The 20,297-nt window shown below is 66.9% G+C and carries 20 protein-coding genes and 1 other RNA gene; 5 read left to right on the top strand and 16 right to left on the bottom strand.

What is annotated here, in order from left to right:
- Window positions 1-55: 55 nt before the first annotated feature.
- From murD to rnpB, 9 genes are all read right to left on the bottom strand, one after another.
- Window positions 56-1,435 (bottom strand): UDP-N-acetylmuramoyl-L-alanine--D-glutamate ligase, encoded by a 1,380-nt coding sequence (murD, locus tag G7Y82_RS11410; RefSeq protein WP_168148244.1) that lies wholly within the window; start codon window positions 1,433-1,435, stop codon window positions 56-58.
- Window positions 1,435-2,520, bottom strand: coding sequence for a phospho-N-acetylmuramoyl-pentapeptide-transferase (gene mraY, locus G7Y82_RS11405; protein ID WP_168148243.1), 1,086 nt, complete (start codon window positions 2,518-2,520; stop codon window positions 1,435-1,437). The genes murD and mraY overlap by 1 nt, the downstream gene beginning before the upstream one ends.
- Window positions 2,520-3,884 carry a UDP-N-acetylmuramoyl-tripeptide--D-alanyl-D-alanine ligase gene (locus G7Y82_RS11400; protein WP_168148242.1) on the bottom strand — a complete coding sequence of 455 codons (1,365 nt, stop codon included), beginning with the start codon at window positions 3,882-3,884 and terminating at the stop codon, window positions 2,520-2,522. Before G7Y82_RS11400 ends, mraY begins: the two co-directional genes overlap by 1 nt.
- The gene (locus tag G7Y82_RS11395) at window positions 3,881-5,380 is read right to left on the bottom strand and encodes a UDP-N-acetylmuramoyl-L-alanyl-D-glutamate--2,6-diaminopimelate ligase (protein WP_168148241.1); all 1,500 of its coding nucleotides are present in this window, start codon (window positions 5,378-5,380) and stop codon (window positions 3,881-3,883) included. The genes G7Y82_RS11400 and G7Y82_RS11395 overlap by 4 nt, the downstream gene beginning before the upstream one ends.
- Window positions 5,377-7,152 carry a peptidoglycan D,D-transpeptidase FtsI family protein gene (locus tag G7Y82_RS11390; protein ID WP_168148240.1) on the bottom strand — a complete coding sequence of 592 codons (1,776 nt, stop codon included), beginning with the start codon at window positions 7,150-7,152 and terminating at the stop codon, window positions 5,377-5,379. Before G7Y82_RS11390 ends, G7Y82_RS11395 begins: the two co-directional genes overlap by 4 nt.
- Window positions 7,149-7,424 carry a cell division protein FtsL gene (gene ftsL, locus G7Y82_RS11385; RefSeq protein ID WP_168148239.1) on the bottom strand — a complete coding sequence of 92 codons (276 nt, stop codon included), beginning with the start codon at window positions 7,422-7,424 and terminating at the stop codon, window positions 7,149-7,151. Before ftsL ends, G7Y82_RS11390 begins: the two co-directional genes overlap by 4 nt.
- On the bottom strand, window positions 7,421-8,305 hold the full coding sequence (gene rsmH / locus G7Y82_RS11380) for a 16S rRNA (cytosine(1402)-N(4))-methyltransferase RsmH (RefSeq protein WP_168148238.1): 885 nt from the start codon (window positions 8,303-8,305) through the stop codon (window positions 7,421-7,423). Before rsmH ends, ftsL begins: the two co-directional genes overlap by 4 nt.
- A gap of 60 nt (window positions 8,306-8,365) precedes the next feature.
- Window positions 8,366-8,806 (bottom strand): division/cell wall cluster transcriptional repressor MraZ, encoded by a 441-nt coding sequence (mraZ, locus tag G7Y82_RS11375; protein WP_168148237.1) that lies wholly within the window; start codon window positions 8,804-8,806, stop codon window positions 8,366-8,368.
- A 334-nt stretch (window positions 8,807-9,140) separates the two neighbouring features.
- Window positions 9,141-9,520, bottom strand: an RNA gene (gene rnpB, locus G7Y82_RS11370) — RNase P RNA component class A.
- Window positions 9,521-9,597: 77 nt separating this feature from the next.
- On the opposite strand from rnpB, the gene G7Y82_RS11365 reads away from it, so the two are divergent.
- Entirely contained in the window at window positions 9,598-10,035 is a 438-nt protein-coding gene (locus tag G7Y82_RS11365) for an SRPBCC family protein (protein ID WP_168148236.1), read from the top strand.
- The gene (locus G7Y82_RS11360; RefSeq protein ID WP_168148235.1) at window positions 10,035-10,802 is read left to right on the top strand and encodes an ABC transporter substrate-binding protein; all 768 of its coding nucleotides are present in this window, start codon (window positions 10,035-10,037) and stop codon (window positions 10,800-10,802) included. The genes G7Y82_RS11365 and G7Y82_RS11360 overlap by 1 nt, the downstream gene beginning before the upstream one ends.
- 175 nt (window positions 10,803-10,977) lie before the next feature.
- Here G7Y82_RS11360 and hisD read toward each other — a convergent pair whose 3' ends face one another.
- The 7 genes from hisD to G7Y82_RS11325 all read right to left on the bottom strand — a co-directional run bounded on the left by hisD (window position 10,978) and on the right by G7Y82_RS11325 (window position 17,202).
- A complete protein-coding gene (gene hisD, locus G7Y82_RS11355; RefSeq protein WP_168148234.1) occupies window positions 10,978-12,273 on the bottom strand; it encodes a histidinol dehydrogenase in 1,296 nt (431 codons plus the stop codon).
- Window positions 12,270-12,911 (bottom strand): ATP phosphoribosyltransferase, encoded by a 642-nt coding sequence (gene hisG / locus G7Y82_RS11350; protein WP_168148233.1) that lies wholly within the window; start codon window positions 12,909-12,911, stop codon window positions 12,270-12,272. The genes hisD and hisG overlap by 4 nt, the downstream gene beginning before the upstream one ends.
- Window positions 12,912-12,983: 72 nt before the next feature.
- Window positions 12,984-13,808, bottom strand: a complete 825-nt coding sequence (locus G7Y82_RS11345; RefSeq protein WP_168148232.1) for an NYN domain-containing protein — start codon at window positions 13,806-13,808, stop codon at window positions 12,984-12,986.
- Window positions 13,809-13,841: 33 nt separating this feature from the next.
- Window positions 13,842-15,116 (bottom strand): UDP-N-acetylglucosamine 1-carboxyvinyltransferase, encoded by a 1,275-nt coding sequence (gene murA / locus G7Y82_RS11340; protein WP_168148231.1) that lies wholly within the window; start codon window positions 15,114-15,116, stop codon window positions 13,842-13,844.
- A 10-nt stretch (window positions 15,117-15,126) separates the two neighbouring features.
- Entirely contained in the window at window positions 15,127-15,345 is a 219-nt protein-coding gene (locus G7Y82_RS11335; protein WP_168148230.1) for a BolA family protein, read from the bottom strand.
- 2 nt (window positions 15,346-15,347) lie between these two features.
- A complete protein-coding gene (locus G7Y82_RS11330) occupies window positions 15,348-16,115 on the bottom strand; it encodes an ABC transporter permease (protein ID WP_168148229.1) in 768 nt (255 codons plus the stop codon).
- A gap of 124 nt (window positions 16,116-16,239) precedes the next feature.
- Window positions 16,240-17,202, bottom strand: coding sequence for an ABC transporter ATP-binding protein (locus G7Y82_RS11325; RefSeq protein WP_168148228.1), 963 nt, complete (start codon window positions 17,200-17,202; stop codon window positions 16,240-16,242).
- Window positions 17,203-17,257: 55 nt separating this feature from the next.
- Between G7Y82_RS11325 and G7Y82_RS11320 the strand changes: the two genes are divergently transcribed.
- From G7Y82_RS11320 to G7Y82_RS11310, 3 genes are all read left to right on the top strand, one after another.
- Window positions 17,258-18,712, top strand: coding sequence for a cryptochrome/photolyase family protein (locus tag G7Y82_RS11320; RefSeq protein WP_168148227.1), 1,455 nt, complete (start codon window positions 17,258-17,260; stop codon window positions 18,710-18,712).
- A gap of 73 nt (window positions 18,713-18,785) precedes the next feature.
- Window positions 18,786-19,757 (top strand): KpsF/GutQ family sugar-phosphate isomerase, encoded by a 972-nt coding sequence (locus G7Y82_RS11315; protein ID WP_168148226.1) that lies wholly within the window; start codon window positions 18,786-18,788, stop codon window positions 19,755-19,757.
- Window positions 19,757-20,269: a KdsC family phosphatase gene (locus G7Y82_RS11310; protein ID WP_168148225.1), complete on the top strand. Its 513-nt coding sequence runs from the start codon at window positions 19,757-19,759 to the stop codon at window positions 20,267-20,269. Before G7Y82_RS11315 ends, G7Y82_RS11310 begins: the two co-directional genes overlap by 1 nt.
- Window positions 20,270-20,297 lie beyond the last annotated feature (28 nt).

The raw sequence follows: 20,297 nt of genomic DNA, 5'->3' as shown, positions 1-20,297 counted from the left end.
AGAGAGCAGGCTTCCGCACCCGTTTGCGCTGCGCGCAAAGCACCGTGTCGCATGCTCATGCGAGTGCTCCCACGGCGGCGCGGAACTGCTCGCCGCGATCGACGTAGCTCTTGAACTGGTCGAAGCTCGCGCAGGCCGGTGACAGCAGCACGCGATCGCCGGCTTCGGCCAACGCGCGGGCACGCTGCAGCGCACCGCTCATGTCGGCCTCGCGCCAGATCGGCAACGCACCGAAGATGTCGTGCTCAATCGCGCCGGCGTCTTCGCCGAACAGCACGGCGGCGCGCCCTTTGCGCGCCAAGGCCTCACGCAGTTCGACGAACGACTGCCCCTTGCCCTGGCCGCCGCCGAGCCAGACGATCGGCGCCGGCAGGCCGTTCAGCGCCGCCAGCGTCGAGCCGACGTTGGTGCCCTTCGAATCGTTGAAATAGCCGACGCCATCAACTGTGGCGACGAACTCGCAGCGGTGCGGCAGGCCACCGAAGGCACGCAGCGCCACGAGACTGGCCTCGCGCGCGATCCCAGCCGCGTCGGCCAGCGCCAGCGCCGCCAGCGCATTGGCCGCGTTATGCAGGCCGAAGATCTTCAGCTCGGCGACCGGCAGCAGCGCGTCGTCGCCGGCAGCCAAGCTTGCCTGGCCGTCGCGCAAGCCATAGTGGCCCACGGTCGGCGCATCGAGCCCGAAGGTCGTCGCATCGGCCGGCGCCAGTGCCATGACTGCAGCATCGTCGCGATTGACGACGGCATGCGCGCAGCCGCTGAAGATGCGCGCCTTGACGCGGCCGTAGTGTTCCATCGTGCCGTGGCGGTCGAGATGGTCCTGCGACAGATTGAGAACCGTCGCCGCCACGCAGCACAGCGTGTGGGTGGTCTCGAGCTGGAAGCTCGACAGCTCCAGCACGTACAGCTCGACATCGTCACCGAGCAGGTCGAGCGCCGGCGTGCCGAGGTTGCCGCCGACCGCGACGCGCAGACCGGCGGCCTTCGCCATCTCGCCGACCAGCGTCGTCACCGTGCTCTTGCCGTTACTGCCGGTAATGCCGATGACGCGAGGCGGGCGGCAGGCGGCGGGAGACGTATCGAGCGCGCGCGCGAACAGTTCGACATCACCGACGATCTCGACACCGGCAGCGACCAATTCCTTGACGAACGGCGCGTCGAGGGGCACGCCCGGCGAGACGACCGCCGTCGCGAACTGCGACAGCGGCTGCGGTGCCGAGAACGCGCCGAGGCGGAATTCGAATCGCGGATATTGCGCACGCAAATCCTCGATGCCCTTCGGCGCCGCACGCGAGTCGGTGACGACGAGATCGGCACCTTCACGCGCGAGATAACGCAAGGCCGACGCGCCGGACAGGCCAAGCCCGACGACGAGCACACGCTGCCCGTCGTACCGCCTCCCGCCTCCTGCCTCTCGCCTGACGTGCCTTTCCATCAGCGCACCTTCAACGACGTCAGGCCGATCAGCACCAGCACCAGCGTGATGATCCAGAAGCGGACGATGATCTTCGGCTCCGGCCAGCCCTTGAGCTCGTAGTGGTGATGCAGCGGCGCCATGCGGAAAATGCGCTTGCCGCCCGACCACTTGAAGTAGCCGACCTGCAGCGCCACCGACACGGTCTCGGCGACGAAGATGCCGCCCATGATCGCCAGCACGATTTCCTGACGAACCAGCACCGCGACGACACCCAGCGCCGCGCCGAGCGCCAGCGCGCCGACGTCGCCCATGAAGACTTGCGCCGGATAGGCGTTGAACCACAGAAAGCCGAGGCCGGCACCGGCGATGGCGGTGCAGAAAATCGCCAGCTCGCCGGCACCGCTGATGAACGGAATGCCCAGGTAGGTGGCGAACTTCGCGTTGCCGCTGGCGTAGGCGAAGATCGCCAGCGCCGAGGCAACCAGCACCGTCGGCATGATCGCCAGGCCATCGAGTCCGTCGGTCAGGTTGACGGCGTTGCTGCTGCCGACGATCACCAGATACGCCCACGGAATGAAGAAGATGCCGAGCGAAATCGAGACGTGCTTGATGAACGGGAAGATCAGCGTGGTCTCGGCCGGCTCGTTGGCCGTCCAGTACATCGCCGTCGCAACGCCGAAGCCAACCAGCGACAGCCAGAAATACTTCTTGCGCGCCGGCAGCCCCTTGGGATCCTTGTACTTGATCTTGATGTAGTCGTCGGCGAAACCGACCGCGCCGAACGCCAGCGTCACGATCAGCGCGAACCAGACGAAACGATTCGCCAGGTCTGCCCACAGCAGCGTCGACACCGCGATCGCACCCAGGATCAGCACGCCGCCCATGGTCGGCGTACCGGTCTTCTTCAGATGCGACTGCGGACCGTCGTCGCGCACCGGCTGACCGAACTTGAAGCGATACAGGCGTTCGATCAACAGCGGCCCGAATGCGAAGCAGAAGATCAGCGCCGTCAGCACGCCCAGCACGCTGCGCAGCGTCAGGTAGGTGAAGACATTGAAGCCGCTGACATACTGCTTCAGGAATTCTGCGAGGTGGTACAGCACTAGTGCATGCCCCCGGACGACGTATCGCCGGTGAGCGCGGCGACGACGCGTTCCATGCGCGCCGACCGCGAACCCTTCACCAGCAGCGTGATGGTTGAATCGAGCTCGTCGGCGACCGCCGCGGCGAGCTGATCGTTGTCTTCGAAACACTGGCCACCGGCACCGAAGGCCTGTACGGCCGCGGACGCCATCGGCCCGACCGCGAACAGGCGCTCGATGCCGAGATGACGCGCCGCACTGCCGGCGTCGGCGTGCAACTGCGCGCTGTTCGGACCCAGCTCGGCCATGTTGCCGAGCACCAGCCAGCGACGACCCGGCAACTCGGACAGCAGCTCCAGACCAGCGCGCAGCGAGCTCGGATTGGCGTTGTAGCTGTCGTCGAGCAGGCGTGCGCCTTGCGCGGTGGTCTTCCAGTTCAAGCGCCCGCTCGCACCCTCGGCGCGCGACAGGCCGATCGCGATCTGAGCCGGCTCCAGGCCCAGCGCGATGCCGCAAGCAGCGGCCGCCAGTGCGTTCATGACGTTGTGCCGGCCCGGCATCGGCAGCAGCGTTTCGGCACGGCCCTGCGGCGTTACCAGTGTGAAGCGCGTACCGGCGCCTGCTTGCGGCTCGACGTGCATCGCGCGCACGTCGGCGCCTTCGCCGAGGCCGAAGCGGATGATCGAGGCCTGGCCGGCGAGCGTCGTCCACAGTGGCGCATAGACGTCGTCAGCATTGATGACGGCGACACCGCGCGCGTCGAGCGCGGCGAACAGCTCGCCCTTGGCATGCGCAACGCCATCACGCGAGCCGAAGCCTTCGAGGTGCGCGTCGCCAGCCTGCGTGACGACACCGACGTCGGGCTGCGCGATCGCCGCCAGTAGCGCGATCTCGCCGGCGTGGTTCGCCCCCATTTCGATGACGGCCGTGCGGTGCTCGCCGCGCAGGCGCAGCAGCGTCAGCGGCACGCCGATGTGATTGTTCAAATTGCCCTGCGTCGCCAGCACCGGACCGCGCGCCGCGAACACCGCCGCCAGCAGTTGCTTGGTCGTGGTCTTGCCGTTGCTGCCGGTCACCGCGACCACCGGAAGATCGAAGCGCTGCCGCCACTGCATCGCCAGCTGCTGCAGACCGGCCAGCGTGTCGGTCACCTTGAGCTGCGGCAGATCGACGTCGACGAATTCCGACACCAGCGCCGCAACCGCGCCGTTGTCCTTCGCTTGCGCGACGAACGCGTGACCATCGAAGCGCTCGCCCTTGAGCGCGACGAACAGCGCACCATCGACTTCGTTGCGGCTGTCGGTCGTGACCTGTGCGAAACGCAGATCGCGACCGCGCAGCTCGGCGTTGAGCGGCGTCAGCAGCTCGGAGAGCGCGAACATCATGCGCGCACCTCCAGCCCCAGCGTCGCGGCAACGAAATCGCGATCGCTGAACGCGCGCACGTCGCTGCCGTAGATCTGATAGTCCTCGTGGCCCTTGCCGGCGATCACCACGACGTCGCCGTCAGCCGCCTCGGCAATCGCGGCATGGATCGCCGACGCACGGTCATGGATCACACGCGCCGCAGCGCGCGCCGACACATCGAGACCACTCAGCACTTCGTCGACGATCGCCTGCGGCGCTTCGCTGCGCGGGTTGTCGTCGGTGACGATCAGCCGATCGGCGCCGGCCTGCGCGGCCTGCGCCATCAGCGGCCGCTTGCCGCGATCGCGATCGCCGCCGCAGCCGAATACGCAGCTCAGCCGGCCGGCGGTGTGCACGCGCACGGCCGCGAGCACCTGACGCAGTGCCTCCGGCGTATGCGCATAGTCGACCACAACCAACGGCCCGCCATCGGCGCGACGATAGCCTTCGATGCGGCCGGGCACCGTTCGCGCTTTCGACAACGCCGCCGCGGCATCGGCCAGCGGCACGCCGTCGGCGATCAACGCGCCGAGCGCGGCCAGCAGGTTGTGAACGTTGAAACGTCCGAGTAGCGGACTGGCGATCTGCGCACGACCGAGGTGGCTGTCGACGGTGAATTGCAGGCCCGTGGTATCGAAGCGCGCATCCCGTGCGATCAGATGCGGCAGGTCCGGTATCTCGCCGTCGATGCCGTAGGCGATCACCTCGATGCGGCCGCGCTGCGCGGCGATCCAGTCGCGCCCGCAGGCGTCGTCGCGATTGAGCACCGCCGTCGTCAGCTCCGGGCGCTCAAACAGCTTGCGCTTGGCCGCGATGTAAGCCTCGACGGTGCCGTGGTAATCGAGATGGTCGCGCGTGACATTGGTCAGCACCGCCGTGCGGAAGCTGATACCGGCAACGCGCGCCTGATCAAGCGCATGCGACGAGACTTCCATGGCCACCGCGCGCGCGCCGCTCTGGCGCATCTTCGCCAGCCAGCGCTGCAGCCGCACCGGATCCGGCGTCGTGTGCGTGTTGCGGTCGAGCGCGCCGATGCGGCCCATGCCGATCGTGCCGAGGTAGGCGCTCGGCTTGCCGAGCTGTTCGAAGGCCTGTGCGATCAAATAGGCCGTCGACGTCTTGCCGTCGGTACCGGTGACGCCGGTGCAGTACAGGTGTGCCGACGGCGTGCCGTAGAAGCGCGCGGCAATCTCGCCGGCCCGCGCGCCGAGCTGCGGCACGGCGACCTGCGGCACGCCGGCATCGGGCGCATGCACGCCGGGCGCCGGCTCCCAGGCGATCGCCGCCGCACCGCGCATCAGCGCCTGCTCGACGAACGACAAGCCGTGGCTGGCCCCGCTGCCGCGGCACGCAAGGAACAGATCGCCGGCCGACACTCGGCGCGAATCGAGTTCGATGCCGGTCACCTCGACGTCTGGCGCCGGCACGCCGTAATCGGCAAGCACCGTCTTCAACGACAGAGCCGCGCCGCTCATTGACCGGCCCTCGCGTTGACCTTGACCATCATCGGCGTGCCGCTCGACGGCGCGCTCGGCGCCGGCAGGTCGGGACTGATCGCACCGTCCGGCGAGATCTGCAACAGGCGCGCCGCGCCCTGCATGACGCGCGCGAACACCGGCGCCGCCGCCAGGCCCCCGTAGTAACGACCGTCGCCCGGCTCATCGATGATGACCATGCCGACCAGGCGCGGCTGCTCGGCCGGCACCATGCCGACGAACAGCGCCTCATGGCGCGAGCTGTCGTAAGTCCCGTTGTCGGACAGCTTGCGCGCGGTGCCGGTCTTGCCGGCGACGTCGTAGCCCTGCACTGCCGCACGCGTGGCGCTGCCACCGGGCTGCACGACGGTTTCGAGCATGCGTCGCACTTCACGCGCCGTGCGTGCCGAGATCGCACGCTGCGGCGGCACCGGTGCGGCGTTCTTGAGCAGGCGCAGATGCGGCATCAAGCCGTCGTTGGCAATCGCCGAATAGGCGCGCACTTCATGTAGCGCGTTGGTCGACCAGCCGTAGCCATACGAAGCAGTGGCGGTGGCGATCTGCCCCCACTCGCTGTAATTGCGCACGACCGAGTTCACCTCGCCCGGGAACGACAGGTACAAGGGCTCGGCGATGCCGAAGCGCTGCAGGCCGGACCACACCGCCTCGGCACCCAGCGTCAGGCCGATCTTGGCAGCGCCGACATTGCTCGACTTGGCCAGAATCCGTGCCAGGCTCATGACGCCGTCGTCGTGTTCGTCACGTACCGTCAGCGAACCGACCTTGAACCAACCCGGCGCCGTGTCGATGGTGCTGGTCGGCTGGAACACGCCAAGCTCCAACGCCTGCGACACCAGCAACGGCTTGGCCGTCGAGCCCGGCTCGTAGAGATCGGTGACCGCGCGGTTGCGCGTGCCCGGCGGCTTGCGCTCGGCCGGATTGTTCGGGTTGTAGCCAGGCTGCGACGCCATCGCCAGGATGTCGCCGGTGGCACTGTCGACGATGACGATGGTGCCGCCCTTGGCATCATGCTTGACCACCGCTTCCTTGAGCTCGCGATACGCGAGGTACTGGATGCGCAGATCGATGGTCAGCTGTACATCCTCGCCCGACTGCGCCGGCTTGTACTCGAGGTTGTCCTCGACGATGTTGCCGGAGCGATCGCGAATCACGCGGCGCGAGCCTTCCTTGCCGGCCAGCTGCGCTTCCTGCGCGCGCTCGATGCCTTCCAGACCGTTGCCGTCACGCCCGGTGAAGCCGACCACCTGCGCCGCCACTTCGCCGGCCGGGTAATAGCGCGCGTACGACGGATCTGAAAACACACCGGGCGCGCCGAGCGCGACGACGCGCTTGGCTTCGGACGGCGACATCGGATCACTGATGTAGACGAACTTGCGGTCGATACGCGCCTGCAGGAACTTGCGGAACTCGGCCGGCTGGCGGCCGATCATGCGCGCCACCGCATCGACGTATTGCGGCTTGGCCAGCAAGGCCTGCGGCACCGCCCACAGCGTCTCGACCGGCGCCGACAGCGCCAGCGGCTCGCCACGCCGATCGAGGATCGCGCCGCGATGCGCCGGAATCGTGACGTTGCGAATGAAGCGTTTGCTGCCTTCAGCCGCGAGGAAGTCCTGGTCGATGACTTCGAGCTGGAACGCGCGACCGAGCACGATCGCCGCGCCGACGCCGAGCGCGCCGAGCACGAACAGACGACGCCAACCGCCGACGGTCTCGGCCGGCGGCGGATGCGGCAGCTCGCGGCGCGCCCTCATCGAGAACGCTCCTGAACGATGACGTAGTCCGGCGGCTCGATCATGCCGAGCTTCTGCCGTGCGATGTGCTCGACGCGGTTGTTGTTGGCCAGCGTCGCTTCCTCGAGCTGCAGCTGCGCCCATTCCATGTCGAGCCGCTCGCGTTCGGTGCGCAGCGATTCGAGCTGCGTCACCAGGCCACGGTTCTCGTGCTTGGTGCGCACCACGGCCAGCGCCGACATGACGATCGCGACGATCAGCGTCAGCGGTACGAGCATGACGCCGCGCTTCATGGCAGACGCTCCGCAATGCGCAGCACAGCGCTGCGCGCGCGCGGGTTTTCGCTCGATTCCTCGCGCGTCGGAAACTGCTTGCCGTGCAATTTCAGCGTCGGCACCTCGCTGCGCGCTTCGTCGCGCAGATAGCGCTTGACGATGCGGTCCTCGAGAGAGTGGAAGCTGATCACCACCAGTCGGCCGCCCGGTGCCAGCACCGCGATCGCCTGCTGCAGCACGTCACGGAGTACGTCGAGCTCGCGATTGATGAAGATGCGGATCGCCTGAAAGCTGCGCGTCGCCGGATGAATGTGGCGCGAACGCGGCCCCGGCACCGCCGCGATCAGGTCCGCAAGCTGGGCCGTCGTCGTCAGCGGCGTCGCCGCGCGCGTGTCGACGATGCGTCGCGCGATGCGGCGGCTGTTGCGCTCGTCGCCGTACTGCCAGAGCACGTCGGCGATCTCCGCCTCGCCAGCCTGCGCCAGCCACTCGGCCGCCGACTCGCCGGCCTGCGGGTTCATCCGCATGTCGAGCGGACCGGCCTTGCCGAAGCTGAAGCCGCGCTCGGCATCGTCGAGCTGCGGCGATGACACACCGAGGTCGAGCAGGATGCCGTCGATACGCCCGGCAATGCCCGCCTCATCAGCCGTGCGCGCCAGCTCGGCGAAATTACGGTGGTGGATCGTCAGCCGCGGCTCGTCGGCGAAATGCTCGCGCCCGTGCGCCACCGCCTGCGGATCCTGATCGAAAGCATGCAGGCGGCCGGCCGGGCCAAGGCGCGCGAGCACCGCCGCGCTGTGGCCACCGCGGCCGAAGGTGCCATCCACATAAATGCCGTCGTCGCGGACCGCAAGGCCGGCGACGGCTTCATCGAGCATCACCGGACGATGCAGTTTCATGGCGACGTCAGGCCCACTCCGGCGGCAGGCTGGCGCATGGTCGAATGGCATGGCGTTCGATCACCGCTTGAGCGTCCGGAAGGCGTCTTCGAGCGAAGCCAACAGATCCGAGCCCTCGCCGAAGCGCTGCTCCCAGGTATCCGTGGCCCACACGTCGAAACGGCTGTCCTGGCCCATCAGGACGGCGCCGCTGTCGATGCGGGCGCGCTTGCGCAGCATCGGCGGCAACAGCACGCGCCCTTGGGCATCCATCGCAGTTTCCACCGCGAAACCGACGAAAACCTGCTTGAGCTTTTCGGCGGTCGCACGGTCGTCCATCGCCTGGATGTCGCGGACGATGCGCTGGAATTCGGGGGCGGGGTAGATCTCGATGCAGGGGTTCGGCCCAGTGGTCAGGACGAGTTGTGCGCCGCAGTTGTCGACGAGCGGCTGGCGAAAGCGGGCCGGGACCGCCATGCGGCCCTTCTCGTCTATCGACAGCTGATGTGATCCGGCGAACACGATTCAGAGTGGAGCGTCCTCCACTTTCTCCCACATTTCACCACCAAGCTGCACTATATCTGAGCACCACCCTCCCGTGCAAGCGTGCAAAATGCGAAAAATCGCGCGGAAACAGTCGCTTAGCTGTCGCCAATTGGCGACATAGACATTTCCTTTATAAACATTGGGTTAACGGACAAACCTCAGAAAATCAACGAAGCTGGGTAGATTTTGTCCGTGCTGGCCGCGCCATGATGGACCGTCGCCGCGAGGCGCGGATTTTGCGATATATCGATTACTTAAAGATCAATAATCGATATAAAAACACACTTTGCGTGTGCCCGTGGAGTGAAGTGGTGGGAGTCGGCCTATAAGCCGGGTTCTGTGCGGGCGCTTGCGCACCCCGACAATCATTCCTCTACGCGACGCATCACTGCGCCACTGCAGCGACCTACCCGGAAGGCGCGTGGGCCACGCGTTCCGCCGTTGCCAGCGGACCCTTCCCTATTTGGTCTTGCTCCAGGTGGGGTTTGCCGTGCCGTTTCCGTTACCGGAACCGCGGTGCGCTCTTACCGCACCGTTTCACCCTTACCAGCCTCTTGCGAGACTTCGGCGGTCTGTTCTCTGTTGCACTTTCCGTCGGCTCACGCCGCCCAGGCATTACCTGGCACCTTGCCCTGTGGAGCCCGGACTTTCCTCCCCCGCATGCGCGGCAGCGATTGTCCGGCCGACTCCCACGCGTATTATCGGCTTTTTCACGGTGCCGGTGGGGTCCAGACGTCGGCATCTTCACGATCAGGAGCGAGATCCGCATGCCCCAGCACAAGCTGCACTTCGAAGAACGCATCCAGGCACCGGTCGAAACCGTCTTCGATTTTCTCGCCGAGCATCAGAACTTCGCAGCCTTGTTCGGCGGCCACTGCACGCGCATCCGTGTCGGCACCGACCCCGCTGAAGCCAACGGTATCGGCTCGGTGCGCCGCATCGGCCCGGGGCCCTTGTCTTTCGACGAGGAGATCGTCGCCTTCGAACGACCGGCGCGCATCGACTACACGATCATTCGCGGCGGCCCGCTGAAAAACCACCTCGGCAGCATCCGTCTGACACCGACCGCCGACGGCGGCACCGCGCTCGACTACGTGATCCGCTTCGACGGCCGCCTGCCGGGCCTGGGCTACGCATCCGGCCAGGCGCTGTCGCTGGCCTGGAAGCGTTCGGCGCGCAAGACCCTGGCCACGCTCGAGCGCTGATGCGCGTCGTTTCGCACACCTGCTCGAACACCGAGATCGTCTGCGCGCTCGGCGCCGCCGACCGGCTGATCGCGATCGACAGCGATTCAGACTTTCCGCCCGAGGTGGTCGGCGGCCTTGTCCAGCTCGGCCGCGATCTGCAGCTCGATGTCGAGGCAGCGCTGGCCCTGCAGCCCGATCTGGTACTGAGCTCGCTGACGGTGCCGGGGCACGAACGCATCGTCGACGCGTTTCACGCCGCCGGCGTCCCGACCGTGGTCTGCAATCCGCAGAACCTCGACGACGTGTTCGGCGACATCCGCCGCATCGCTCAGGTACTCGGCATCGCCGAGCGTGGCGAGCAACTGGTAGCGGAGATGCTGGCGGCGATGCCGCCGCACACGCCCACCGCGGACGCGCCGCGCGTGCTCGTCGAATGGTGGCCGAAGCCGGTGATCGGCGCCGCGCGACGCTCGTGGGTGCACGATCTGATCGAACGCGCCGGCGGCCGCAACGCACTCGGCGAACGCGATGCGCAAACCCACAGCTACGACACCGATGCCGCGCCGGACGCGGTTGCCGACGTGATCGCGATGAGCTGGTGCGGGGTCAAGGTCGACAAATACCGCGCCGACGTCGTCCTGCACCGCGAGCACTGGCAGGACGTGCCAGCGGTACGCGACGGCCGCATCGTCGCCATCAGCGAGGAATTCCTCGGCCGCCCCGGTCCGCGCCTCGTCGAGGGCTACCGCCAACTGCGCGCGGCCATCAAGGCGAAAGCGCCTTAACCGCAGATTACGCAGATTTACGCAGATTAAGAAAAAGCGGAACCACAGATTTCACAGATTGCACAGATTTAAATGCAAATTCATCGAATTCTTATCTGTGAAATCTGTGCAATCTGTGGTTAAAGGCTTGTGCCTTTTATCTGCGCAAATCTGCGTCATCTGCGGTTTTCGCTGCTCAGCTTCTGTCGCGCGCGCTCTGTGCGTGGGCTTGCAGGCCTTCGGCGTCGGCGAGGCGGCCGGCGATCTGCGCGAGCGGCCTGGCGCCGTCGGCCGTGCATTCGATCAGGCTGCTGCGCTTCTGGAATTCATAGACGCCGAGCGGGTTCGAGAAGCGCGCGGCGCGCGACGTCGGCAGCACGTGGTTCGGGCCGGCGCAGTAGTCGCCGAACGCTTCGGGCGTGTGACGGCCCAGGAAGATCGCGCCGGCATGGCGGATCTTCGGCAGCAATGCGCGCGGCGCGTCGACCGCCAGCTCCAGATGCTCGGGCGCAATGTGATTCGACACGGCGCAGGCCTCGTCGAGATCGCGCACCTGGATGAGCGCACCGCGCTCGGCGATCGAGGTGCGCACGATCGCGGCACGCGGCAGCGTCTGCACGCGCTCGGCCATCGCCGCGGCGACACGGTCCAGGAACACGCCGTCCGGCGAGATCAGGATTGCTTCGGAATCCTCGCCGTGCTCGGCCTGGCTGAACAGGTCCATCGCCATCCAGCGCGGGTCGGAGCCGGCATCGCTGACGACGACGATTTCCGACGGTCCGGCGATCGAATCGATACCGACGCGGCCGAACACCGCGCGCTTGGCCGCCGCCACATACGCATTGCCGGGACCGACGATCTTGTCGACCGGCGGAATCGTCGCGGTGCCATAGGCCAGCGCCGCGACAGCCTGCGCGCCACCGATCGTGAAGATGCGGTCGACGCCAGCCAGATGCGCGGCCGCGAGCACCACCGGGTTCAGTTCGCCCCCCGGCGCCGGCACGACCATGATGATCTCGTCGACGCCGGCAACCTTGGCTGGGATCGCATTCATCAGCACCGACGACGGATACGCAGCCTTGCCGCCCGGCACGTAGATACCGACGCGCTCGAGCGCGCGCACTTCCTGGCCGAGCGTGTTACCGAGCGCGTCCTTGAACGCGAACGGCGCGAGCTTCTGATGTTCGGCATACGCGCGAATGCGCGTCGCCGCGGCTTCCAGCGCAGCGCGCAGCTCGGCCGGCTGAGCCTCCCAGGCCGCGGCCCACTGGGCCTTGGGCACTTCGAGTTCGCCGGCCGACTGCAGGCTGCGGCGATCGAAGCGCTGGGTCAGTTCGAGCAGCGCGGCGTCGCCGTCGGCGCGAATGCGCGCAACGATCTCGTCGACGATACGGGTGACCTCGGGGCTCGCTTCCGGCGCACGGTCGAGCAGGGCGTCGAGCTGCGCGGCGAAGTCGGCATCGCGCGTGTCGAGGCGGCGCACGTCCATCAAGCGGCCTTCAGCGTCTGGCCGGCGCGGCGGATCTGGTCGAGCAGCGCGGCGATTTCGGCGTGCTTGGTCTTCAACGAGGCCTTGTTGACGACCAGACGCGAGCTGACCTGGCAGATCACTTCGGTCTCGATCAGGCCGTTGGCGCGCAGCGTGCCGCCGGTCGCAACCAGATCGACGATGACGTCGGCCAGCCCCACCAGCGGCGCCAGCTCCATCGAGCCATAGAGCTTGATGATCTCGACCTGCTCGCCCTTGTCGGCGAAGTGGCGGCGGGTGATTTCCGGATATTTGGTGGCAACGCGCAGGCGGCGACGCGGGTCGCGCTTCGGCGCGTCCTTCTGCGCCGCAACCGACAGCCGGCACTTGGCGATGTCGAGGTCGAGCGGCTCGTACAGGCCGGTGCTACCGTGCTCCATCAGCACGTCCTTGCCGACGATGCCGAGATCGGCGGCGCCGTATTCGACATAGGTCGGCACGTCCGTCGGACGGATGATCAGCAGCGACACGCCGGGCGTGCGCGACGGCACGCGCAGCAGGCGATCGATGTCGCCCGCCGGATCGAGGCCGATGCGAGCCAGCATCGGCAGGCTTTCTTCGAGGATGCGGCCCTTCGAAAGGGCGAGCGTCAGCGCGGTCATCGCCGAATCTCTTTTACCGGGGAAATACTCAGGGGCGGCGATTGTACCCGCCCTGCGCCGCGCTCGCGCGCGTCAATCCGGCGCTCGGGGATCGCGTAGCCAGACGGTCTTCTGTTTGCCGTCCGCGGATTTGCGCTCGTCGACCTCGAAGCGGCCAGCGGCGGCGACCAGTTCACTGAGCTTCTTATAGCCCCAGTTGCGCGAATCGAAGTCGGCGCGACGCTTGGCGATCAGCGTGCCGACCGCACCGAGCGCCGCCCAGCCGTCGTCGTCGGCGGCATCGTCGATCGCCTCGGCCAGCAGCTCATGAAGCTCGGCGTCGGTGCGCGGATCGGTCTTGCCGTCCTTGTCGGCAGCGCGTTCCGGCTCCGGCGGCGGTGCCGCCTTCTTCGCCGTCTTGCGCGCTGGTGTCGGGGCCTCGGCTTCGGGCGCCTTCTGCGGCTTCGCCTTCGAGCTGGCGCCGCGCAAGACGTCGAGGTAGATGAACTTGTCGCAGGCGGCGCGCAGCGACGCCGGCGTCTTGCGCTCGCCGAAACCGTAGACGGTCAGGCCGGCCTCACGCAGCCGCGACGCCAGCCCGGTGAAATCGCTGTCGCTGGAGACCAGACAGAAACCGTCGAAGCGATCCGAATACAGCAGATCCATCGCGTCGATGATCATGCGGCTGTCGGTGGCGTTCTTGCCGGTCGTGTAGCTGAATTGCTGGATCGGCTGGATCGCCAGATCGACCAGCACCTTCTTCCAGCCCTTCAGATTATCGGTCGTCCAGTCGCCATAGATACGCTTGACGTTGGCGGTGCCGTACTTGGCGATTTCCGCGAGCAGCGCCGCGGCGATCGCCGGCTGCGTGTTGTCGGCATCGATCAGGACGGCGAGCTTCTTGGTCGGTTCGGCCATGACGCATCCTCCGCTGGCGACCCGAGGCCGCGCTTAGATAAGTTTGTTGACGCGCTTGATCTTGGCACCGAGGGCGCTGAACTTGCCTTCGATATCTTCGTAGCCGCGATCCATGTGGTAGATGCGGTCGATAAAGGTTTCGCCTTCGGCGGCCAAGGCCGCGATCACCAGCGACGCCGACGCGCGCAGATCGGTGGCCATGATCGGCGCGGACTGCAGGCGATCCTTGCCGGTGATGACGGCCGTATTGCCCTCGATGCGGATGTCGGCACCGAGGCGCTGCAGCTCCTGCGCGTGCATGAAGCGATTCTCGAAGATCGTTTCCTTGATCACACCGACACCGTCGGCGAGGCAGTTCAGCGCCATCATCTGCGCCTGCATGTCGGTCGGAAAACCGGGATGCGGCATGGTATGGATGTTGACCGCCAGCGGCCGCTTGCCCTGCATGTCGACTTCAATGAAGTCCGGGCCGGTCGAGATCTTGCCGCCGGCCTGCTGCAACTTGACCAGCACCGCGTCCAGCATCGTCGGATCGGTGCGGTTGACGCGCACACAACCACGCGTCGCGGCGCCGGCGACCAGATAGCTGCCGGTCTCGATGCGGTCCGGCAGTACCGAATGCTTCGCTGCGTGCAGCTTGGCAACGCCCTGAACGCGAATCGTCGTCGTGCCGTCGCCTTCGATCCTGGCGCCCATCGCGCGCAGGCAGCGCGCCAGGTCAACGACTTCCGGCTCGCGCGCAGCGTTTTCGAGAACGGTCTCGCCGTCGGCCAGCGTCGCCGCCATCATCAGGTTCTCGGTGCCGGTCACGGTGACCGTATCGAAAACGATGCGCGCGCCCTTGAGCCTGCCGCCCTTCGGGGCCTTGGCATGGACGAAACCGCCTTCGAGCGTGATCTCGGCGCCCATCGCCTCCAGGCCCATCAGATGCAGATCAACCGGCCGCGCGCCGATCGCGCAGCCGCCGGGCAGCGACACATGCGCCTCGCCGCGCGCCGCGACCAGCGGCCCGAGCACCAGGATCGACGCGCGCATCGTGCGCACCAGCTCGTACGGCGCGACGCAAGTCGTGATCGGCCTGGCGTCGATCACCATCTCGTGCGCGGCCGGCTCGTCGACCGCGCAGCCCATCTGCAACAGCAGCTTGCGCGTGGTGTTGACGTCCCACAGCTGCGGCACATTGGTCACATGCAGCGGCTCGTCCGACAGCAGCGCTGCACACAAGATCGGCAGCGCCGCGTTCTTAGCGCCGGAGGCGTCGATCACACCGCGCAGCGGGCCGTTGCCGGCAATGACGAATTTGTCCATCGAGCAGGCTTCAGGCGCTGCGCGTGGTCAGTTGCAGCGCGTGAATGTCACGCCCCATCTTGTCGCCGAGCGCCGCGTAGACCATGCGGTGCTGCGCCAACGGCGGCTTGCCGGCGAACGAGGGGCTGATCACCAGCGCCTCGAAGTGCTGGCCGTCATCGCCACGCACGGTGACCTGCGCATCCGGCATGCCGGCTTCGATCAGGGCGCGAATTTCGTCTTTGGTCATCTTTATCGCTTCAGCTTGTAACCGGTCACCAGCATCCACAGGCAGACACTCGACGCCAGCGCGAAGAAGCCGAGGCCCCACAGCATGCTGTAGAGAATCGGTACGTCGGCATGGCCGAAGAAGCCGTAGCGGAAACCGTCGATCAGGTAGAAGAACGGATTGAAATGGCTGGCCTTGAACCACAACGGCGGCAGCGCATGCACCGAGTAGAACACGCCGGACAGAAACGACAGCGGCGTGATGAAGAAGTTGGTGAACGTGGCGATATGGTCGAACTTCTCGGCGACGATGCCGGCGATCATGCCGAGCACCGCCAGACTGCTGGCCGACAGCACGAACATCACCAGCAGCGCCAGCGGCTGATGGATCGGCAGGTGCACGAACGGATAGGTGACGATCAGCATCGCCGTCGCCACCAGCAGGCAGCGGAACAGCGCGGCGGTGATGTAGGCGCCGAACCACTGCAAAGGCCCCAGCGGCGCCATCTGCAGAAAGACCAGGTTGCCCATGATCTTCGACTGCGTCAGGCTCGACGAGGTGTTGGCGAATGCGTTCTGGATCACCGTCATCATGATCAGGCCCGGCACCAGAAACTCGGTGTAGCCGACGCCCGGATAGATCGGCGCCCGGCCCTTCATCGCCTGCGCGAACACCAACAGATAGAGCAGCGCGGTAATGACCGGCGCAGTCACGGTCTGGCCCAATACAGACCAGAAGCGCATCACCTCTTTCTTGAGCAAGGTGACGAAACCGAGCTGATCCGGGCTCATCGCTCATCTCCCGTCACATCCATACGGCTACAGCCCTGCCGCGCCATCCCTGGCGCGTCGTTCTGCGGGTGCAATGTCCACCGGACATCCCGCAAAGCGCCGGCAAACCTGAGCGGGTCGCGCGTCATGTCGCCGCTCCGTTGGCTGCGGCGGCCTGCGCCGAATGGCCGGTCAGCTCGATGAAGATGTCCTCCAGGTCCGGCTCGCGGGTCTGCACATCCTCGATCGCCACACCGGCCGTGCGCAGTGCGTCGAACACGCCGCCGATCGGGTGCACGCGGGTCTCCAGTTTCAATTCGAGCGCACCACCGACCTCACCGGTCACCAGCGGCCGCAAGGCCTCCGGCAGCTGCGCGTCGCCGGCCAGCTTGATGCGCAGGAAGCGGTAAGGATGGCGCGCCAGTAGCTGCTGCGTCGGTTCGATCACGGCGACGCTGCCGCGGTCGAGGATCGCGATGCGCGAGCACAGCTCCTGCGCCTCTTCGAGGTAATGCGTGGTCAACACGACGGTCGTGCCCTGCCGGTGCAGCTCGCTCATGAACGCCCAGGTCATGCGTCGCAGCTCGACGTCGACACCGGCGGTCGGCTCGTCGAGGATGACCACCGGCGGCCGATGTACCAGCGCCTGCGCAATCAACACCCGGCGCTTCATGCCCCCGGACAGCGCGCGCATCGACGCATTGGCCTTGGCCGACAGATCGAGGCGCTCGAGCATTTCGTCGATCCACGGCCACACTTCCTTGCCACAGCCGTAATAGCCGGCCTGGATGCGCAGCATGTCGCGAACCTTGAAGAACGGGTCGAAGACCAGTTCCTGCGGGACGACGCCGAGCAGACGCCGCGCCTGGCGGAAATCGCCGACCGTATCGTGGCCGAGCACGGCAACGCTGCCCTCATTGGCACGCACCAGCCCGGAAATGATGCTGATCAGCGTCGACTTGCCTGCGCCGTTCGGCCCGAGCAACGCGAAGAACTCACCGCGCTGGATGTCGAAACTGACGCCGCGCAAGGCTTCGAGCGCGCCGTAGCGCTTGCGGATGCCGCGAATTTCGAGCGCGGCAGCGGTCTGGGGAGAGGTGGCGTTCATGGAAGATCGTCATTATAGAAGCTTCGCCCGTCCGCTTCCGGTGCCACTTCCGAACATGACCACCCGCCCGCCCGCCATCGTCTGGTTCCGCCGCGATCTGCGCCTGACCGACAACCCGACCCTGGCAGCGGCGCTGGCCGCGCACGACACCGTCGTGCCGGTTTACATCGACGATCCGGACAGCGAAGCCCCCTGGACACCCGGCGGCGCGACGCGCTGGTGGCTGCACCACAGCCTGGCGGCACTCGACGAGCGCCTGCGCGCGACCGGCGCCCGACTGCTACTCCGCCGCGGCGACAGTCTGACGGCGCTGCGTGCGCTGATTGCCGAAACCGGCGCCGACGCCGTGTACTGGAGCCGCCTCTACGAACCGGCGACGATCGCCCGCGACCGCGATATCAAGCAGGCGCTGCGCGAGGACGGTGTCGAGGTACACAGCCACAACGCAGCACTGTGGTGCGAGCCGTGGACGCTGAAGACCGGTGCTGGCGATCCCTACCGCGTGTTCACCCCGTTCTGGCGCGCGCTGCAGCCGCAGATGCCGGCGCTGCATATTCACCGCGCACCCCAGTCGATCCCCGTGCCGAAGCGGATGCCGGACAGCCTAGCGCTGCAAGCGCTGGGCTTGCGGCCGAAGATTGCCTGGGATCTCGGCATGCAGGCCACCTGGACACCGGGCGAAACCGGCGCGCTGACGGCCGCCGCGGACTTCGCCAAGGCCAGCCTCGGAAACTACCGTGAAGGCCGCGACTTCCCGGCGCGGGCCGACACCACGCGGCTGTCACCGCACCTGCATTTCGGCGAGATCTCGCCGCAGCAGGTTCGCGCCGCGGTGCAACGGCACGCGGCCGGCCAGGCACGGCTGGAAGACGATGCCAGTCACGTGCTGCGCGAACTGGGCTGGCGCGAGTTTGCCCATCACCTGCTGTTCCACTATCCGCAGACGCCAGAGGCCCCGCTCTACGAGAAATTCGCCAAATTGCCGTGGCGCCAGCCGCGGGACTACGCGGCCGACCTCGCCGCATGGCAGCAGGGCCGCACCGGCGTGCCAATCGTCGACGCCGGCATGCGCGAGCTGTGGACCACCGGCTGGATGCATAACCGTGTGCGCATGATCGTCGCGTCGTTTCTGACCAAGAACCTGCTGATTCCCTGGCAGGAGGGCGCGCGCTGGTTCTGGGACACGCTGCTCGACGCCGACCTCGCCAACAACACCTTGGGCTGGCAATGGACCGCCGGCTGCGGCGCCGACGCCGCGCCCTATTTCCGCGTCTTCAACCCGGTGCTGCAGGCCGGCAAGTTCGACGCCGAGGCGGCCTATATCCGCAGCTGGGTCCCGGAACTGTCGGCGCTGCCGCCCGACGCCGCGCACGCCCCGTGGCAGGCCAAGCCAGCGATACTGGCCGCCGCACGTCTGCGGCTCGGCACGGATTATCCGCTGCCGATCGTCGATCTGGCCGCCTCGCGCCAGCGCGCACTGGACGCCTACCAGGCGATCAAGGCGGGCTGAGTGTCCGGTCAGCGGCCGCCGGCCCGCTGGCCGGTATAATGTGTCCCCTTTTTCGTTCGGAATGCCCTCGACCATGGATTCGGCGACGCTGCAGACGCTGGGCAAACAGGCGCTGGAGATCGAGCGCGATGCGCTGAATGCCCTGATGCCGCGCATCGACGCGCATTTCGCCCGGGCCTGCGAGCTGATGCTGGCCTGTAACGGTCGGGTGGTCGTCACCGGCATGGGCAAGTCCGGACACATCGGCAACAAGATCGCCGCGACGTTGGCATCGACCGGCACGCCGTCGTTCTTCGTGCATCCCGGCGAAGCCAGCCATGGCGACCTGGGCATGATCACCCGCCAGGATGTGGTGCTGGCGATCTCCTATTCCGGTGAAACCGCCGAGATCGTCACGCTGCTGCCGCTGTTCAAGCGCATGGCGGCGCCGCTGATCGCGATGACCGGCAAACCGCAGTCGACGCTGGCCACCACCGCCGACGTTCACCTCGATGTGTCGGTCGCCAAGGAAGCCTGTCCGCTGAACCTGGCGCCGACGGCGAGCACCACGGCGACGCTGGCGATGGGCGACGCCTTGGCGGTGGCGATGCTCGAGGCGCGCGGCTTTACCTCAGAAGACTTTGCGCTGTCGCATCCGGGGGGCTCGCTCGGCCGCAAGCTGCTGCTCAAGGTCGGCGACGTCATGCACGGCGGCGAGCGCCTGCCGAAGGTGTCACCCGAAACCAAGCTCTCCGATGCCCTGCTCGAAATGTCGCGCAAGGGCTTCGGCCTGACCGCCATCGTCGACGCCCATAACAAGGTGCTCGGCGTGTTCACCGACGGCGATCTGCGTCGCGTGCTCGATCAGGGCATCGACGTGCGGCAGGCCAGTGTCGAACAGGTCATGACGCGCGGCGGCAAGACCGTGCGAGCCGATCAGCTGGCGGCCGAAGCCGTGGCGCTGATGGAAAAGCACAAGATCACCGCGCTCTTGATCGAGGATGCGGCAGGCCAGCTGCAGGGCGTCGTGCACATGCACGATCTGCTGCGCGCGGGTGTCGTCTAGTGGCCCTGCTCGACAGCTCCGAGCTGGTCTGGCGGGCACGCGACATTCGCTGCCTGTTCCTCGACATCGACGGCGTGCTGACCGACGGCAAGCTGTACCTCGGCCCGAACGGTGAAGAGACCAAGACCAACTACGTACGCGACGGTCTCGGCATCAAGATGATGCTCAAAGCGGGCCTGCACGTCGCGGTCATCAGTGGCCGGCCGTCGGAAACGATGCGCCAGCGCCTGAGCTGGCTCGGCGTGCAGCACATCGCGCTCGACACCGAGGACAAGCTGCCGGCCTACCTGCGCATTTGCGACGAGCTGCGGCTCAACGATCAGCAATGCGCCCACATGGGCGACGACGTCCCCGATCTGCCGCTGATGCAGCGTGTGTCACTGGCGCTCAGCGTCGCCGATGCCCACCCCAAGGCGTTGAATGCCGCGCACTGGGTGTCGCGTTACAACGGCGGACACGGCGCGGTCCGCGAAGCCATCGACCTCATCCTCGACGCGCAGGGGCTGGCATGAGCATGCGACACGGTGCTTTGCGCATAGC

Origin of the sequence: Solimonas marina (assembly GCF_012241385.1) — a bacterium.
Classification (GTDB): Bacteria; Pseudomonadota; Gammaproteobacteria; order Nevskiales; family Nevskiaceae; genus Solimonas; species Solimonas marina.
Note: the sequence above shows the minus strand (reverse complement) of the source record. Positions and strands in the feature narration are given on the sequence as shown.

Bases quoted from the DNA above. Each gene is read 5' to 3' on its own strand.
- murD (WP_168148244.1), bottom strand. From the start codon at position 1,435: ATGGAAAGGCACGTCAGGCGAGAGGCAGGAGGCGGGAGGCGGTACGAC.
- G7Y82_RS11400 (WP_168148242.1), bottom strand. From the start codon at position 3,884: ATGATGTTCGCGCTCTCCGAGCTGCTGACGCCGCTCAACGCCGAGCTG.
- G7Y82_RS11395 (WP_168148241.1), bottom strand. From the start codon at position 5,380: ATGAGCGGCGCGGCTCTGTCGTTGAAGACGGTGCTTGCCGATTACGGC.
- G7Y82_RS11390 (WP_168148240.1), bottom strand. From the start codon at position 7,152: ATGAGGGCGCGCCGCGAGCTGCCGCATCCGCCGCCGGCCGAGACCGTC.
- ftsL (WP_168148239.1), bottom strand. From the start codon at position 7,424: ATGAAGCGCGGCGTCATGCTCGTACCGCTGACGCTGATCGTCGCGATC.
- rsmH (WP_168148238.1), bottom strand. From the start codon at position 8,305: ATGAAACTGCATCGTCCGGTGATGCTCGATGAAGCCGTCGCCGGCCTT.
- G7Y82_RS11365 (WP_168148236.1), top strand. From the start codon at position 9,598: ATGCCCCAGCACAAGCTGCACTTCGAAGAACGCATCCAGGCACCGGTC.
- G7Y82_RS11360 (WP_168148235.1), top strand. From the start codon at position 10,035: ATGCGCGTCGTTTCGCACACCTGCTCGAACACCGAGATCGTCTGCGCG.
- hisG (WP_168148233.1), bottom strand. From the start codon at position 12,911: ATGACCGCGCTGACGCTCGCCCTTTCGAAGGGCCGCATCCTCGAAGAA.
- G7Y82_RS11345 (WP_168148232.1), bottom strand. From the start codon at position 13,808: ATGGCCGAACCGACCAAGAAGCTCGCCGTCCTGATCGATGCCGACAAC.
- murA (WP_168148231.1), bottom strand. From the start codon at position 15,116: ATGGACAAATTCGTCATTGCCGGCAACGGCCCGCTGCGCGGTGTGATC.
- G7Y82_RS11335 (WP_168148230.1), bottom strand. From the start codon at position 15,345: ATGACCAAAGACGAAATTCGCGCCCTGATCGAAGCCGGCATGCCGGAT.
- G7Y82_RS11330 (WP_168148229.1), bottom strand. From the start codon at position 16,115: ATGAGCCCGGATCAGCTCGGTTTCGTCACCTTGCTCAAGAAAGAGGTG.
- G7Y82_RS11325 (WP_168148228.1), bottom strand. From the start codon at position 17,202: ATGAACGCCACCTCTCCCCAGACCGCTGCCGCGCTCGAAATTCGCGGC.
- G7Y82_RS11320 (WP_168148227.1), top strand. From the start codon at position 17,258: ATGACCACCCGCCCGCCCGCCATCGTCTGGTTCCGCCGCGATCTGCGC.
- G7Y82_RS11315 (WP_168148226.1), top strand. From the start codon at position 18,786: ATGGATTCGGCGACGCTGCAGACGCTGGGCAAACAGGCGCTGGAGATC.